This window comes from Shinella sp. HY16 (assembly GCF_028534175.1).
In the GTDB taxonomy this organism is placed as follows: Bacteria; Pseudomonadota; Alphaproteobacteria; order Rhizobiales; family Rhizobiaceae; genus Shinella.
Map to the genome: position 1 here is coordinate 2,274,854 of NZ_JAHYXL010000001.1, position 15,117 is coordinate 2,289,970.

At 65.7% G+C, this 15,117-nt stretch carries 17 protein-coding genes; 12 read left to right on the top strand and 5 right to left on the bottom strand.

The annotated features are described in order from the left end of the window. Positions 1-37: 37 nt before the first annotated feature. Positions 38-931: an N-acetylmuramic acid 6-phosphate etherase gene (locus tag K0P03_RS11420; RefSeq protein WP_272789636.1), complete on the bottom strand. Its 894-nt coding sequence runs from the start codon at positions 929-931 to the stop codon at positions 38-40. A 197-nt stretch (positions 932-1,128) separates the two neighbouring features. Here K0P03_RS11420 and K0P03_RS11425 point away from each other — a divergent pair, with 197 nt between their 5' ends. From K0P03_RS11425 to K0P03_RS11455, 7 genes are all read left to right on the top strand, one after another. Continuing rightward, complete coding sequence (locus K0P03_RS11425) at positions 1,129-2,016, top strand: N-acetylglucosamine kinase (protein ID WP_023514286.1); 888 nt, start codon at positions 1,129-1,131, stop codon at positions 2,014-2,016. After that, positions 2,013-2,777, top strand: coding sequence for a GntR family transcriptional regulator (locus K0P03_RS11430; RefSeq protein ID WP_023514285.1), 765 nt, complete (start codon positions 2,013-2,015; stop codon positions 2,775-2,777). The genes K0P03_RS11425 and K0P03_RS11430 overlap by 4 nt, the downstream gene beginning before the upstream one ends. Before the next feature lie 20 nt (positions 2,778-2,797). Then, positions 2,798-3,820 (top strand): SIS domain-containing protein, encoded by a 1,023-nt coding sequence (locus K0P03_RS11435; RefSeq protein ID WP_130515359.1) that lies wholly within the window; start codon positions 2,798-2,800, stop codon positions 3,818-3,820. Beyond that, the gene (gene nagA, locus K0P03_RS11440; protein ID WP_272789637.1) at positions 3,817-4,977 is read left to right on the top strand and encodes an N-acetylglucosamine-6-phosphate deacetylase; all 1,161 of its coding nucleotides are present in this window, start codon (positions 3,817-3,819) and stop codon (positions 4,975-4,977) included. Before K0P03_RS11435 ends, nagA begins: the two co-directional genes overlap by 4 nt. Positions 4,978-5,061: 84 nt before the next feature. Further along, positions 5,062-6,117, top strand: a complete 1,056-nt coding sequence (locus K0P03_RS11445; RefSeq protein ID WP_272789638.1) for a dipeptidase — start codon at positions 5,062-5,064, stop codon at positions 6,115-6,117. A 21-nt stretch (positions 6,118-6,138) separates the two neighbouring features. Next, entirely contained in the window at positions 6,139-6,885 is a 747-nt protein-coding gene (locus K0P03_RS11450; RefSeq protein ID WP_272789639.1) for a copper homeostasis protein CutC, read from the top strand. A 92-nt stretch (positions 6,886-6,977) separates the two neighbouring features. Next, the gene (locus K0P03_RS11455) at positions 6,978-7,484 is read left to right on the top strand and encodes a CreA family protein (RefSeq protein ID WP_130515353.1); all 507 of its coding nucleotides are present in this window, start codon (positions 6,978-6,980) and stop codon (positions 7,482-7,484) included. Positions 7,485-7,548: 64 nt separating this feature from the next. Here K0P03_RS11455 and K0P03_RS11460 read toward each other — a convergent pair whose 3' ends face one another. Then, the gene (locus K0P03_RS11460) at positions 7,549-8,013 is read right to left on the bottom strand and encodes a chemotaxis protein CheW (protein WP_023514279.1); all 465 of its coding nucleotides are present in this window, start codon (positions 8,011-8,013) and stop codon (positions 7,549-7,551) included. A gap of 266 nt (positions 8,014-8,279) precedes the next feature. Between K0P03_RS11460 and K0P03_RS11465 the strand changes: the two genes are divergently transcribed. From K0P03_RS11465 to K0P03_RS11485, 5 genes are all read left to right on the top strand, one after another. Continuing rightward, the gene (locus tag K0P03_RS11465) at positions 8,280-8,438 is read left to right on the top strand and encodes a hypothetical protein (RefSeq protein WP_197283984.1); all 159 of its coding nucleotides are present in this window, start codon (positions 8,280-8,282) and stop codon (positions 8,436-8,438) included. A gap of 120 nt (positions 8,439-8,558) precedes the next feature. Then, on the top strand, positions 8,559-9,158 hold the full coding sequence (locus K0P03_RS11470; protein ID WP_023514277.1) for an SCO family protein: 600 nt from the start codon (positions 8,559-8,561) through the stop codon (positions 9,156-9,158). A gap of 78 nt (positions 9,159-9,236) precedes the next feature. Further along, entirely contained in the window at positions 9,237-10,118 is an 882-nt protein-coding gene (locus tag K0P03_RS11475) for a 50S ribosomal protein L11 methyltransferase (protein WP_272789640.1), read from the top strand. A 429-nt stretch (positions 10,119-10,547) separates the two neighbouring features. Then, the gene (locus tag K0P03_RS11480; RefSeq protein WP_272789641.1) at positions 10,548-11,072 is read left to right on the top strand and encodes a hypothetical protein; all 525 of its coding nucleotides are present in this window, start codon (positions 10,548-10,550) and stop codon (positions 11,070-11,072) included. 163 nt (positions 11,073-11,235) lie between these two features. Next, positions 11,236-13,071: an aminopeptidase P family protein gene (locus K0P03_RS11485; protein WP_272789642.1), complete on the top strand. Its 1,836-nt coding sequence runs from the start codon at positions 11,236-11,238 to the stop codon at positions 13,069-13,071. Here the strand turns inward: K0P03_RS11485 and K0P03_RS11490 are convergent. The 3 genes from K0P03_RS11490 to panB all read right to left on the bottom strand — a co-directional run bounded on the left by K0P03_RS11490 (position 13,061) and on the right by panB (position 15,116). Continuing rightward, complete coding sequence (locus tag K0P03_RS11490) at positions 13,061-13,372, bottom strand: AzlD family protein (RefSeq protein WP_272789643.1); 312 nt, start codon at positions 13,370-13,372, stop codon at positions 13,061-13,063. The genes K0P03_RS11485 and K0P03_RS11490 overlap by 11 nt on opposite strands. 2 nt (positions 13,373-13,374) lie before the next feature. Further along, positions 13,375-14,109 (bottom strand): AzlC family ABC transporter permease, encoded by a 735-nt coding sequence (locus tag K0P03_RS11495; RefSeq protein WP_272789644.1) that lies wholly within the window; start codon positions 14,107-14,109, stop codon positions 13,375-13,377. 182 nt (positions 14,110-14,291) lie between these two features. Next, positions 14,292-15,116: a 3-methyl-2-oxobutanoate hydroxymethyltransferase gene (gene panB, locus K0P03_RS11500; protein ID WP_050744547.1), complete on the bottom strand. Its 825-nt coding sequence runs from the start codon at positions 15,114-15,116 to the stop codon at positions 14,292-14,294. Position 15,117 lies beyond the last annotated feature (1 nt).

Consider the following 15,117-nt stretch of genomic DNA (forward strand, 5'->3'; position numbering starts at 1 on the left):
CTCCCCTTTTATGCGCCGCAGCGCGTTTTGAGACCAGTTATCCGAGGGCTTTCAGGGCGCGCCGGAGGCTCTGCCCCGACCGCTCCAGCGCAGCCTCGGCCGCGCTGGCGTCCTCCACCCCCGCAGCGAGCAGCACGGCCGTCTTGACCGAGCCTTCGGAGCGCTGAAGAAGGAGTTCCGCCTCATCGAGCCCGACACCCGAAATGTCGGACACGATGCGACAGGCGCGCCCCTTCAATTTGATGTTGTCGGCCTTGAGATTGACCATGTGGCCATCGTGAACGTGGCCGAGATGCACGCCGACAAGCGTCGAAAACATGTTGAAAGCGATCTTCTGCGCCGTGCCGGCGCCCATGCGCGTCGAGCCGGAAATGACCTCCGGCGGCGTCTGCAGGAGGATCGCGACGTCGGCGCCCTCGAACAGCGCGGCACCGGGATTGTTGGCAAGCGCCACGATCCGGGCACCCTTCTCCTTCGCGTAGGATGCGATCGCCAGCACATAGGGCGTGCTGCCGCTCGCCGAAACGGCGATCACGCAGTCCCGCGGGCCGATAGCGGCAGACGCGGCATCGCGGCCTGCAAGCGCACGGTCGTCTTCATACCCGCCCGCCAGGTCCTCCAGGCTCGCGGCGCCGCCGGCAAGCAGGATGACGATGCGATCGCGGGAAATACCGTAGGTGCCGGGGAGTTCGAGCGCATCGGCCATCGCCATCAGGCCGGAGCTGCCGGCGCCGGCATAGACAAGACGTCCACCGGAAAGAAGCGCATCGGCCGCAAGACGGGCCGCAGCGGCAATATCGACAAGCGCGGCATCGACAACGCCGGCGGCTGCCTTCTGGGCATCCGCAAGCACCTTCAGCACATCAACGGGCTGACGTTCGTCCAGCCCGCTTGCCTGATCGTGCCTGCCCTCTGTCCTGCCTGCAGCCATCACCGTGTCTCCTCTGGCCGGAATTAATGCCAAAAAAATACCAATTGTCCATAGGAAATTAATTTTTGAGACCACTTTTTTACCACTCAATATTTTTATTGTTTTAAAACAGTAATTTAAACGAAAGCTTATTCTCCATACCACCATACCCCTTGGTAAATGGTATTTTTTTGGTATCGTTGTGCTTGGAGGTGCCCATGACAGATCTTATTCTCGGTATCGACGGTGGGGGAACGAGTTGCCGCGCGGCGGTCGCACGCCCGGACGGCACAGTCCTCGGGCGCGGCAAGAGCGGCGCAGCCAATATCCTGACCGACCCCAACAACGCGATCATCTCCATTACGGAGGCCGCCAAGGCCGCCTATCGCGATGCCGGACTGGACGAGGCCGGCGTCAGCGGCGCCTCTGCCTTTCTCGGCCTTGCCGGCACCAATGTCGGCGACCTCACCCGCTACGTGCACGACCGCCTGCCCTTCCGTCATACGGATATCGATTCCGACGGCCTGATCGCCCTGCAGGGTGCGATCGGCGATACGGACGGGGCCGTCGCGATCCTCGGCACCGGCTCCATCTATATGGGGCGCAAGAACAACGTGGTCCGCTACATCGGCGGCTGGGGTTTTACCGTCGGCGATCTCGGCGGCGGCGCGCGCATCGGCCATGCCGCTTTGCAGGAGGCCCTGCTCGCCCACGACGGCGTGCATCCGCACTCGGGCGTGACAGACACCATTCTCGACGAATTCAAGCACGACCCGCGTGGCATCGTCGAATTCGCCCGCCTCTCCAAGCCGGGCGATTTCGGCCGCTACGCTCCCCTCGTCTTCACCCATGCAAAGGACGGCGACGCGCAGGCGATCGCCATCGTCAAGGCCGGGGCGGCCAGCGTCAACGAATCCCTCGACGCCATCATGGCGCTGGCCGGCGCGCCGCGCCTCTGCCTGCTCGGCGGCCTCGCCCCGCTCTATCCGCAATGGCTGTCCGAACATCACCGCGCAATCCTGGTGGAGGCCGAGGCCGATGCGCTGACCGGCGCCGTAGCGCTCGCCGCCAAGGGCTTCAGAGAGCGCACGGGAGCGGCCGCATGAGCACGTCCCTTGCCGCGATCCTCTCGCCGGAAAGCCTGCAGTCGGGCGTGCCCGGCCCGCTCTATGTCAAGCTGCGCCAGATGCTGGAAGAGGCGATCACCTCCGGCAAGCTGACCTACGGCGACGCGCTGCCCGCCGAGCGCGACCTTGCCGACCATGCCAATGTCAGCCGCGTCACCGTGCGCAAGGCCGTCGACGATCTCGTCAAGGACGGTCTCCTGGTGCGCCGCCACGGCTCCGGCACCTTCGTCGCCAAGCCCGTCGCCAAGGTGCAGCAGTCGCTGTCCCGCCTGACTTCCTTTACCGAGGACATGGCCCGCCGCGGCCTCGTCACCCGGGCCGAGTGGATCGACCGCGGCCTGTTCCACCCCTCGCCGGACGAGATGATGATGCTCGGCCTCCCTGCCGATGCGCTCGTCGCGCGGCTCGGGCGCCTGCGCGTTGCCGACGACATGCCGCTCGCCATCGAGCGCGCCTGCATCTCCTCGGAGTTCCTGCCGGATCCCATGCAGGTGCAGGGCTCGCTCTATGCCGCGCTGGAAAAGCGCGGCTGCCGGCCGGTGCGCGCCGTGCAGCGTATCTCCGCCTACAACATGAAGGATCCCGATGCCTCGATGCTCGGCGTGCCGCCGGGTTCGGCGGGGCTGTCCATCGAGCGGGTCTCCTATCTGCGCTCCGGCCGGGTGGTCGAGTTCACCCGCTCCATCTATCGCGGCGACGCCTATGATTTCGTCGCCGAACTGACGCTTTCCGAGACGTGACCAACCGCAAAGGGAATTCCATGCAGACCAACATGCGCAAAGAGATCAACGAAATCCCGGAAGCGGCGGCCCGCCTGCTCGAAAATTCCGCCAGCGCCATCACGGCCGCCGGCAGGGCGCTCCGGGAGCGTGATCCGCAGTTCTTCGTCACCGTCGCCCGCGGGTCTTCCGACCATGCCGCGCTCTTCCTGAAATATGCGATCGAACTGACCGCCGGCCGGCCGGTCGCCTCGCTCGGCCCGTCGCTCGCCTCCATCTACGGCGCCAAGCTGAAACTCGGCGGTGCGGCCGCCATTGCCATCTCCCAGTCCGGCAAGAGCCCCGACATCGTCGCCATGGCCGACGGCGCCACCAAGGGCGGCGCGATCTCCATTGCGCTCACCAACACCCTGCCCTCACCCCTCGCCGATGCCTGCTCGCATTCGCTCGACCTCTCGGCCGGCCCGGAACTCAGCGTCGCCGCTACGAAGTCCTACGTCAATTCCATCGTCGCCGGCCTTGCCGTGCTCGCCGAGTGGACGGGTGACACCGATCTCGACCGCGCCGTCAAAAACCTGCCGGAGCAGTTCGCGAAGGCCGTCGCCCTCGACTGGTCCGACCTTGCCGGCGACCTCAAGGACGCCCAGTCGCTCTACGTGCTCGGCCGCGGCCCGGGCCTTGCCATCGCCAGTGAAGCCGCGCTGAAGTTCAAGGAAACGTCGGGCATGCACGCCGAAGCCTATTCCTCGGCGGAGGTGCTGCACGGCCCGGTCGCGCTGGTCGGCCCGTCCTTCCCGGTCATCGCACTTGCGGCACGCGATGCCGCCGAAGCCTCCGTCACCGGCATGGCCGACAGCCTCGCCGATCGCGGTGCCTATGCCTGCGTCACCGCCGCCGGCGCAAAGAGCGCGCGAAAACTGCCCTTCGTTGCCACCGGACACCCGATCACCGATGCGCTCGCCCTCATCGTGCCGTTCTACGGCTTCGTCGAAGCCTGGTCGCGCGGCAAGGGCCTTGACCCCGACAAGCCGGTCAACCTGAAGAAAGTGACGGAAACCCGATGACAGCGCTCACCGCCCTTACCGGCGCCCGCATCTTCGACGGCGATCTGTGGCATGAGGACAGTGCGCTCCTGCTCGCGGATGGCAAGGTCGCCGCCATCGCGGCGGCCCGCGACGTGCCGGCCGATGCCCGCGTTGTGCCGATGGACGGGCATTCGCTCGTCCCCGGCTTTATCGACCTGCAGGTCAATGGCGGTGGCGGCGTGCTGCTCAACGAGCGGCCGGACCTCGAAGGCATCCGCACGATCTGCGCCGCCCATGCCCGCTTCGGCACGACGGGCCTCCTGCCGACGCTGATCACCGACAATGTCCAGGTGACGACGGAAACCATTGCCGCGGGCCTTGCAGCACAGGCGGCAAAGGTGCCGGGCTTCCTCGGTCTCCATCTCGAAGGCCCGCACCTGTCGGTCGCCCGCAAGGGCGCGCATGACCCGAACCTCATCCGTCCGATGGAGCAGGCGGACCTCGAGCGCACCATCGAAGCGCGACATAGCCTCGATGCGCTCCTCATGACGCTGGCGCCGGAAAACGCCACCAACGACCAGATCGCGGCGTTGCGTGCGGCAGGCGTCACCGTCAGCCTCGGCCATTCGGACTGCGGCTACCGGACCGCCGCCGCCGCCGCCGAGGCGGGCGCCAGCATGATGACCCACCTCTTCAACGCCATGAGCCCGCTCGGCCACCGCGAGCCCGGCATGGTCGGCGCGGCGCTCGATCTCGGCCATCTCAATGCCGGCCTCATCGCCGACGGCTTCCATGTCGACCCGGCCTCCATCGGCGTGGCGCTGAGGGCCAAGCGCGGCCCCGGCCGCATCTTCCTCGTCACCGATGCGATGTCGACCATCGGCACCGACATGAGGAGCTTCTTCCTCAACGGCCGCGAGATTTTCCGCGAGGGCGGGCGCCTGACGCTCGCCAACGGCACGCTCGCCGGTGCCGATATCGACATGGCCTCCTGCATCCGCTTCATGCGCGACGAGGTCGGCATCGATCTGGAAGAGGCGCTGCGCATGGCCTCGCTCTACCCGGCGGAAGCGATCGGCATGACCGGCCGCAAAGGGCGCCTCACCCACGGCCACGACGCCGATTTCGCTGTCATCGACGACAATGTCAACGTCGTCTCGACCTGGATTGCCGGCACGCCGGTCTTCGCCGCCTGATGCCTCCACCGCGGTTCTTGCGGGCCGCGGCGGAATCGGCTCTACCCCGTCGGATAATCTGACCTATCGATCCGGGAGCGCCCCATGCAATTGATCTTCGACGGCCACAATGACGTTCTCCTGCGCCTGTGGGAGCACGCCCGGAAGGGTGCCGATCCGGTCGCGGAATTCGTCGGTGGAACGGATCAGGGCCATATCGACGCCCCGCGCGCGAAGAAGGGCGGCCTTGCCGGCGGCTTCTGCGCCATGTTCATCCCGCCGGTTGAGGATTACCCGCCGCGCGAAGTCGATGGGAACGGCCACTACAATATCCCGATGGTCGGGCCGCGCGCCCATGCCGATGCGCTTGAGATCGCGCTCGAGATGGCCGATATCGCCAACCGGCTGGAAGCAGCCGGCAGCCTCGCGATCTGCCGCTCCACCGCGGCGATCCGCGCCGCCATGGAGGCCGGCCGCTTTGCCGCCGTGCTTCATATCGAAGGCTGCGAGCCGATCGCCGAGGACCTGTCGAACCTCGAAACCTTCTATGACAACGGCCTGCGCTCGCTCGGCCCCGTCTGGAGCCGGCACAACCTCTTCGGCCATGGGGTGCCCTTCGCCTATCCCTCCTCGCCCGACACAGGCCCGGGCCTGACGGCCGCAGGGGTCGAGCTGGTGAAGGCCTGCGACCGGCTCGGCATCATGATCGACCTCGCCCATATCACCGAGCAGGGTTTCTGGGATGTCGAACGCGTCAGCACCCAGCCGCTCGTCGCCACCCATTCCAACGCCCATGCCCTGACGCCGATCTCGCGCAACCTCACGGATCGGCAGCTCGACGCGATCCGCGAGCGCAAGGGCATTGCCGGCCTCAACTACGCCACGACCATGCTGCGCGCCGATGGCCTCGAAAGCCCCGAAACGCCGCTCGCCGACATGGTGCGCCACATCGACCACATGGTCGAGCGCATGGGCATCGACTGCGTGGCGCTCGGCTCGGATTTCGACGGCGCAACCATTCCCGGCGCGATCCACGACGCCGCCGGCAGCCAAGCCCTCGTCGAGGCGCTGCGCCAGGCCGGCTACGGCGAGGACGACCTGACAAAGCTCTGCCGGGAAAACTGGCTGCGGCTCCTCAAAACCGTCTGGCACGAAGCCTGACCCGAAGCCCGGAAGGACACCATGGCCAAGCCCCTCATCGAACTCTGCGTCGAAGGCATCGACGGTTTCCTGGCCGCGCAGGATGCAGGCGCCGACCGCGTGGAACTCTGCGCCAGCCTTGTCGAGGGCGGCCTGACGCCGAGCCTTGCGACGATCCGCGCCGCGGTAAAGGCCGCCAAAATCCCCGTCCACGTCATCATCCGCCCGCGTGGCGGCGACTTCCTTTACTCGGAAACCGAATTCGAGACGATGGTGGAGGATATCGCCGCCCTCCGGGGCGAAGGCGTTTCCGGCGTCGTCATCGGCTGCCTGACGCCGGACGGCAGGATCGACGAGGCGCGCACCAAACGGCTGGTCGAGGCCGCGCGGCCGATGTCCGTCACCTGCCACCGCGCCTTCGACATGACGGCCGATGCCGGCGAGGCACTGGAGGCGCTCATCCGCTGCGGCGTCGACCGCGTGCTGACGTCGGGCCAGCGCGACACGGCGCTGGAAGGCCTTGCCATCCTCAAGGCCGCCAACGAGCAGGCTGCCGGCCGCATCGTGATCATGGGCTGCGGCGCGCTCGATGCGGACACCATCCGCGCGGTCCGCGACGGCGCCGGACTTGCCGAGCTGCACTTCGCCGCGCTGAAGACCGTGCCGAGCGGCATGGCTTTCCGCAACCCGCATGTCGGCATGGGCGGCACGGAGAAGGACCGGGAATACGAGGTGACGCTGACCGACAGGGATGCGGTGCGCGCCACCATCGCCACGGCAAAATCGTAAGGGCAACTTCAGCGAAAGCGAAAATGCGCCGGGCGCCGGCTTGCAAGCGGCCGACGCCTCCTTACCTTGAAGACGGAACAAGGAGACCTGCCATGTCGCTGACGAAACTTGCCGCACCTCGCCTTCGCACAGCCCTTGCTGCCGGCCTGATGGCGCTCGCCGCCCTGCCCGCTGCCGCCGAGACGGTCGGCAAGGTCGGCGTCGACTGGATCGGCAACGATATCTATATCGATGCGGTGACCGATCCGGAGGTGTCCGGCGTCACCTGCCACGTCACCTACTTCGACCGCAGCGTCATTGACCGGCTGAAGAAGGGCAACTGGTTCGAGGATCCCTCGAACAACGCCATCTCCTGCCAGCAGACCGGCCCGATCACCATCGGCGACATAGAGCTCGACCGCGAGGGCGAAGAGGTCTTCAAGTCCGGCCTGTCGCTGATCTGGAAGTCGCTGATCGTCACGCGCATCTACGACAAGAAGAACGACACGCTGATCTATCTCGCCCATTCGCGCGAACTGACGGAAGGGTCGGCGAAGATGTCGATCTCCACCGTGCCGCTCTATGGCGAGGCCGTCACCTGGACGAACGGCAAACCCTGAAAACGCAAAACACCCGGCCGTGAACCGGCCGGGTGCAGAAGATGTCGATCGCTCGGCTGCCGCGTCAGGCGGCCTGGGCGAGTTCGTCGGCGATGACGGTGTCGAGGTTGAGGAAGCAGACCATCGACTTCTCGAGCGCGACGATGCCGCGGCAGAAGGCCCGCTGGGCTTCCGGGATGATTTCCGGCGCCGGCTGCAGAGCTTCGCTCTTGATTGTCATCATGTCAGAAACCTGCTCGACGAGCAGGCCAACAAGCTTGCCGGCAATGTCGGTGACGATGATCGCGGAGCGCTCGGACGGCTCGGTCATCTTCATGCCGAGGCGGCAGGCCATGTCGATGACCGGGATCACCGCGCCGCGCAGGTTGATGAGCCCGAGCACGTAGGGCGGCGTGTGCGGCATCGGCGTCACCGGCGCCCAGCCGCGGATTTCGCGGATGGCCATGATGTCGATGCAGAATTCCTGCTCCCCGAGATGGAAGGAGACGATTTCGAGATAGGCGCCGGACTGTTTCAGGGCGTTGGACATGGGTGAGGCTCTTTCCAATCGACGATGGACTTGTTGGAATGCGCTGCACGCCGTCTCCGGCGCACGGCGGACATCATGTCCAGCGGGTCAGACCGGCCCTTTGCGCGTTATCCGAAAGTGGCAAAGAGAGATTAAACAATGGCTAAGGAAGGGCACCGGGAATTTGCATTTTAGCCGCTTTTGATGAATTCCCGGGCGGTGAAACGCCTTCCGTTACGGCAATCCTGCCCGTTTGAAATTCCGCGGTTCCGGTCTATACTCGCCCTATGGACAAGACCGCCCGCCGATACACCGCCCTGCCCGCTGCACTCATCGTGCTCGGCCTCGGCGTTATGGCCGCCACAGCCGCCTTTGCAGGCTGGGTAGAGCATGGTTCGGCGATCTTCCTCAGCCTTGCCGAATCCGGCATGGCCTGGTGCTTCTGATCACAATTCCGCGAGCCCCCGATCCTTCCGCGCATTGCGGCAATTGGCCCGTTTGCGCGCGCCGGACCGAAGGACTATGACACGCGCAGACCTCGGACATAGCCTTATCGAAGGACTGCCATGAAGACCCTGCGCCTCGTACTCTGGATCGCCGTCGCCCTCGTCGCCGCCCTGCTCGGCTGGCTGACGCTGGAAATGACCAAGACGAAGGAAGAGGTCGCGGGCGGTCCGTTCGGCGTACCCTTCGAGCTCGTCGCGCAGGATGGCAAGCCGATCACCGAAAAGGCCTTCACCGGCAAGCCGACCGCCCTCTTCTTCGGCTTCACCCACTGCCCGGAAGTCTGCCCGACGACGCTGTTCGAGATGAACGGCTGGCTCACCAAGGTCGATCCCGACGGTTCCAAGCTGCAGGCCTATTTCATTACCGTTGATCCGGAGCGCGACACGCCAGAGCTGATCGGCCAGTATGTCGGCAACGTCTCCAAGCGCATCACCGGTATTTCCGGCCCGGCGGACAAGGTGCTGGAGATGGTCAAGGGCTACCGGGTCTACTACCGCAAGGTGCCGCTCGACGAGGCCAAGCCCGACGGCGACTACACGATGGACCACACGGCATCCGTCTTCCTGCTCGACGCGACCGGCCGCTTCGTCGGCACCATCGCCTATGGCGAGAACCCCGAGGTCGCCGAGCAGAAGCTGACGAACCTGATCAAGGGATAATCGTCAGGCCGGGCATACACCTTTGCCCTCGGCTTTCGGACATGCTAGGCGGACCTGAAACAACAGGGACCCCGAGCCGTGAGCGAAATCCGCCTCTATATCACCACGACCGAGAAGCGGGCCGATATCGCCCTCTCGCTGATGACCGACGCCTTCGAGGAAGAAGGTTATGCCATCGCGACGATGGAGATCGACGAAAAGAAGGACATCTGGGAAGCCTCCGTCTACATGTTCCGTGAGGACGAGGCGGAGATCCACGGGCGTTTCGCGGCGCTGCTTGCCGAGGCATTTCCCGATGCGCCTATCGAGCGCGAGGAACTGCCCGATATCGACTGGATCGCCAAGTCGCTGGAAGGCCTGAAGCCGGTGCGCGCCGCGCGTTTCGTCGTGCACGGCTCGCATGACCGCGGCAAGGTGCGGGCTGGCGAGATCGCCATCGAGATCGACGCCGGCCAGGCCTTCGGAACCGGCCATCACGGCACGACGGCGGGCTGCCTGGAGGTGATCTCCGACGTGATGCGCACGCGCAAGGTCAAGCGCGTTCTCGACCTCGGCACCGGCAGCGGCGTTCTGGCGATTGCCACGCGCAAGCTCGCCCCGGTCACGGTTCTGGCGACGGACATCGACCCGATCGCCACGCGCGTCGCACGGGAAAACGTCCGCCTCAACGGCATCGCCTCCGGCGTCGCACTGGAAACAGCGCCGGGCTTCCACTCCACCGCCTTCGGCCGCCACGGCCCCTTCGACCTCATCATCGCCAATATCCTCGCCCGGCCGCTGATGCGCATGGCGCCGCAGCTCGCCGCACAACTGGCGCCGCAGGGCGATGTCATCCTGTCCGGCATCCTCGCCTCGCAGCGCTGGAAGGTGCTTGCTGCCTACAATGGCGCAGGCCTGCGTCATGTGCGCACGATCTGGCGCGAAGGCTGGGTGACGATCCACCTCGACAACCGGCGGTGACGGCACTGTCCGGAAGCGGGGTGGCAACATCCCGCTTCACCGCAAGGGAAATACAGGCAAAATAAAAGGCGGTGCCAGAGGCACCGCCTATGGGCCGGCGAACCGACCTGCCCGCGAGCTTGAGGAGGAGGAGTGCTCAAGCGGGCCTATGTGTTCCGAGCGCCTTCCCGGAGGAGGGAGGAGGAGTGACCGGCAAGACGCCTGATCGGAACACCTAGTCTTTTGCCTTTCGGCAGTTCATTTTGCGATCCGAAGGACTGGAGGAGCTTTCACTTCATTTCGCTTGAAGCGCGTTTTGTTTCGCTTCGTTGGCGCCGCTTATACAAGATTCGAAAATTTGCGACAGAGCCTTTGGGACATGGGTGCCATGCACACAATGCATAAGTCCAATTACAGACCTCTTGGCACGATCCGGGAGCTTTCCTGATCATGGCCGCCACCGTCATTCCGCTCATCGCCCTTGCGATTATCGTCTTCGTGCTGTGGATCGCGATCCGCGCCAACATCGAGGCGCGCAGGAATCCGCACCGCGTCGAAAGCACCACGCGCACCGAGGCTGAACGCCGTCGTATCGCCCTGTCCCTGCGCGGTGCCCTCAGCCGCAAGCCGCTCGGCGCAACGCTGGCCGAACAGCTCTGGCGAAAGCTGGCAAACGAGGTGCCGGGCAACGGCGTGATCTACGACTATCACCGGGATTTCTGCGGCCAGGGCCTCATCCGCACCGATGATGGCGTCATGCTCGCCGACGTGCAGGATGGCGGGGCCTATTTCGGCTCCCCCATCGCGGCGTGGAAGACCGAGGAAGACTTCGTCGCCTTCCTCGCCCGCCAGTCGGATTTTTCGATGAGCGGCTGGGATGCCGGCGAACCCGCCTTCTTCACCGAGGACGACTGGTATCGCAACAACCAGCGCCTGACCCGCGCCGTGCTGGAGCGCTATCTCTCCCGCCTTTGACGCAGCCGGCCGATAGGCCAAAGCGTACCGCGATCGGCCATATTCGCTCTCTTCGCTTCAATGCTTTGGTTTTTCGCATGCCGGCAGCGCAAAACCGCCGCGCACTTTTGCGCGACATGCTTTAGATTGCCGGCACGATTCATCGCCATACCGGAAGTCTCCCATGTTCCAGAGTTTCGACGTCACCTCCACGCCCCAGTTCGGCCGCGAACGCGCCGATGCGCTGCGCGCCAGCTTCGATGCACTCGGCATCGACGGCTTCCTCGTGCCGCGCGCAGACGAGTATCAGGGCGAATACGTGCCGGCCTCGGCCGAGCGCCTTTCCTGGCTGACGGGCTTCACCGGTTCGGCCGGCGTTGCGCTCGTCATGCGCGGTGCGGCCGTGGTCTTCGTCGATGGCCGCTATGTCACGCAGCTCGCCGAGCAGGTCGACGGCAGCGTCTACACCGGTGGCGACCTTGTCGGCGAGCCGCCGCATCTCTGGCTGCAGAACCACGCGCCGAAGGGTTTCCGTCTCGGCATCGATCCGTGGCTGCACACCGGCGCGGAAGTGCGCCGCCTCGAGAAGGCGCTTGCCGGCCTCGGCGGCGCCCTCGTCTTCCTGCCCCACAACCCGCTCGACAAGGCCTGGGCCGACCGCCCGAGCGAACCGCTCGGCAGCGTGACGATCCAGGCGATCGACCAGGCCGGGGAACTGGCCAGGGACAAGCTCGTCAAGATGGCGGAGGCAACCGTCAAGGCCGGCGCGGATGCCCTCGCCGTCACCGACCCGTCCTCCATCGCCTGGATCTTCAACATCCGCGGCAGCGACGTGCCGCACACGCCGCATCCGTTGGCCCGCGCCATCATTCCGGCAGAGGGTCGCCCGCAGCTCTTCCTCGACAAGCGCAAGACCGGCATCGAGCCCGAGGCCTACCTCACCCAGCTCGCCGACCTCGTACCGCCGTCGCAGTTCGACGAGCGCATCGCGGCGCTCGCCGCCGAGGGCAAGCGCATCCTGATCGACCCCGAGCAGGCGCCCTTCGCGCTTGCCGAGATCGTACGCCGCAAGGGCGGCACGCTGGTCGAAGCCGCCGACCCGGCCCGCCTGCCCCGTGCCTGCAAGAATGCCGTCGAGCTGCAGGGCTCCGCGCGTGCCCACCTTCAGGACGGCGCAGCCATGGTGGAGTTCCTCGCCTGGCTCGACGGCACGACGCCCGGCACGCAGACCGAAATGGCCGTCACGAAGAAACTGGAGGCCGTGCGCGCCAGCGTCGGCGAGCGCCATCAGAACCCGCTGAAGGATGTGTCCTTCGACACCATCGCGGGCGCCGGCGCCCATGCCGCCATCATGCATTACCGCGTGACGACCGCATCGGACACGCTCATCGAGCCGGGTACGCTCTTCCTCATCGATTCCGGCGCGCAGTATATCAACGGCACGACGGACATCACCCGCACGGTGGCGATCGGCGCGGTGCCGGAAGAGCAGAAGCGCTTCTTCACCCTGGTGCTGAAGGGCATGATCGCGATCAGCACGGCACGCTTCCCGAAAGGCTCGCGCGGCTGCGACCTCGATCCGCTCGCCCGCATCGCGCTGTGGAAGGCCGGTGCCGATTTTGCCCATGGCACAGGCCACGGCGTCGGCTCCTATCTCTCCGTGCATGAGGGTCCGCAGCGCATTTCCCGGCTTTCGACGCAGGAGCTTCTGGCCGGAATGATCCTGTCCAACGAGCCCGGCTACTACCGCCCCGGCGCCTTCGGCATCCGCATCGAGAACCTGATCCACGTCCTGCCGGCCGCCCCGGTCGACGGCGGCGACATGGACATGCTCGGCTTCGAGACGCTGACCTTCTGCCCGATCGACCGCCGGCTCGTCGTCGCCGCCCTGATGACGGACGACGAGCTTGCCTGGCTGAACGCCTACCACGCGGATGTGCGCGAAAAGATCACGCCGCTGCTGTCGGACGAAGCAACGAAGAGCTGGCTGGAAAAGGCGACGGCGCCGGTCAGCCGATGAACTGACGCAGCACCATCACGACGACCCAGCCGATGGCCAGCACCGGCAGGAGCGAGAGACGCAGGCCAAGCAGGAAGGCGATGGCCATCGTCACGCTGACGTCGAAACCGCCCGTCACGGCTGCCGGCGCCACCAGCGTGGTGAGCACAGCGGCCGGAACGGCGTTCAGCGCCGCTTCGGCGCGCGGCGGGATGCGCTTCATGCGCGTGATGAAGACATAGCCGCCGACGCGCGTCAGGTAGGTCGCGATGGCGCCAGCGGCGATGATCAGCAGCGTCTGCATGTGGAACAGCATGTCCATGCTCATGCCTCCCCGCGTGCAGCATCGCCGACCGGCTCGGCCGGTGCCTTGTCATCGAGCGGCATGACCGCCGCGACGAGCACGCCTGCAAGCGCGCCAAGGCTGACATGCCAGGGCGAGCCGACGAAATGCAGCGCGAGGATCGAGCCTGCCGAGGAGGCCAGCACCACCGGAAGCCAGTTCGCCCGACTGCGGAAGCCGAGCACCAGGCCCATGAAGTAGATCGGCAGCAGCACGTCGATGCCGATTTCCTTGGGGTCGCCGATCAGGTTGCCGAGTAATCCCCCGACAACCGTCAGGCAGAGCCAGGGCACATAGACGCTGAGGCCGAGCACCATCGACCAGAGATAGCTGACGCGGATACCCGCATCCGCACGGCGCTCGGTTTCGGCGAACTGAGGGTCGGTGAGGAAGAACAGCGACGTCGCCTTCTGCCAGAAGGTGAGATGCCGGATATGGGCGGCGATCGCCGCCGAATAGAGCACGTGCCGGAAGTTCACGGCGAAGATCGACAGCACCACCAGCCAGGGCGCGACATTGTGATCGAAGAGCTCGACGCCGACGAGCTGGCTGGCGCCGGCATAAAGCGTCGCGCTCATCAGCGCCGCTTCCGCGATCGTCAGGCCGTTGTCCACGGCGACGGCGCCGAACAGCACGGCAAATGGCGCCGCGGCGATCGCGACGGCGCTGCCACGCCGGAAGGCGTCGCGGATTTCTTCTTTCGTGGCGGGGGTCATGGGTCTGCTCAAGATCTGTCGCAAATCCGGGAGGAGCGCACGGCGGTCTTCCGGCCGGACTTGCAGGAAACGATCCGCCACCCATAGAACAGGCGCGATCCACCCGCAAACCAATATGGCTGATGGACCGTTCAGCGTCGTTGATCAATCAGCGCCGTTTTTCTTCCGGCGCTGATCGATTATCAGCTCTTCTTGAGCTGGAACGTGTGCTCGGGTGCCGGAAAGCTGCGCGCCTTCACCTCTTCGGCGTAGGTCGCGAAAGCCTCGCTCATGACGGGGGCGAGATTGGCGAAGTGCTTGACGAAGCGCGGCTTGAAATCCGTGAAGATGCCGAGCACGTCGTCGACGACCAGCACCTGTCCGTCGCAGGCCGGCGAGGCTCCGATGCCGATGGTCGGCGCCTTGACCGTGCCGGTGATCTCGCGCGCCAGCGGCTCGACCGTGCCCTCGATGACGATGGCGAAGGCGCCGGCATCGTCGATGGCCGCAGCGTCGCGGCGGATCTTCTCGACTTCCTTGTCGTTGCGACCGAGCGAGCGGTAGCCGCCGGTCGTGTTGATGAGCTGCGGCATCAGGCCGACATGGCCGAGCACCGGAATGCCGCGCTGGGTGAGGAAATGCACCGTCTCGGCCATTTCCGCCCCGCCCTCCAGCTTGATCGCCGAACAGCCGGTTTCCTTGAGAACCCTGGCAGCCGTCGCAAAGGCCTGTTCCTTCGACTGCTGGTAGGAGCCGAAGGGTAGATCGACGACGACGCAGGCGCTGGACGAGCCGCGCATGACGGCCTGGCCATGGGCGATCATCATCTCGATCGTCACGCCGACGGTGGAATCGAGACCGTAGAGCACCATGCCGAGGCTGTCGCCGACCAGCATGAAATCGACATGGGGATCCATGAGCTTGGCGACCGGGGTCGTGTAGGCGGTGAGGCTGACGATCGGACGCTCGCCCTTGAGGGCCCGGATGTCGGCGGGCGCCAGACGGCGCTTGGCGGTATGTACGCTCATA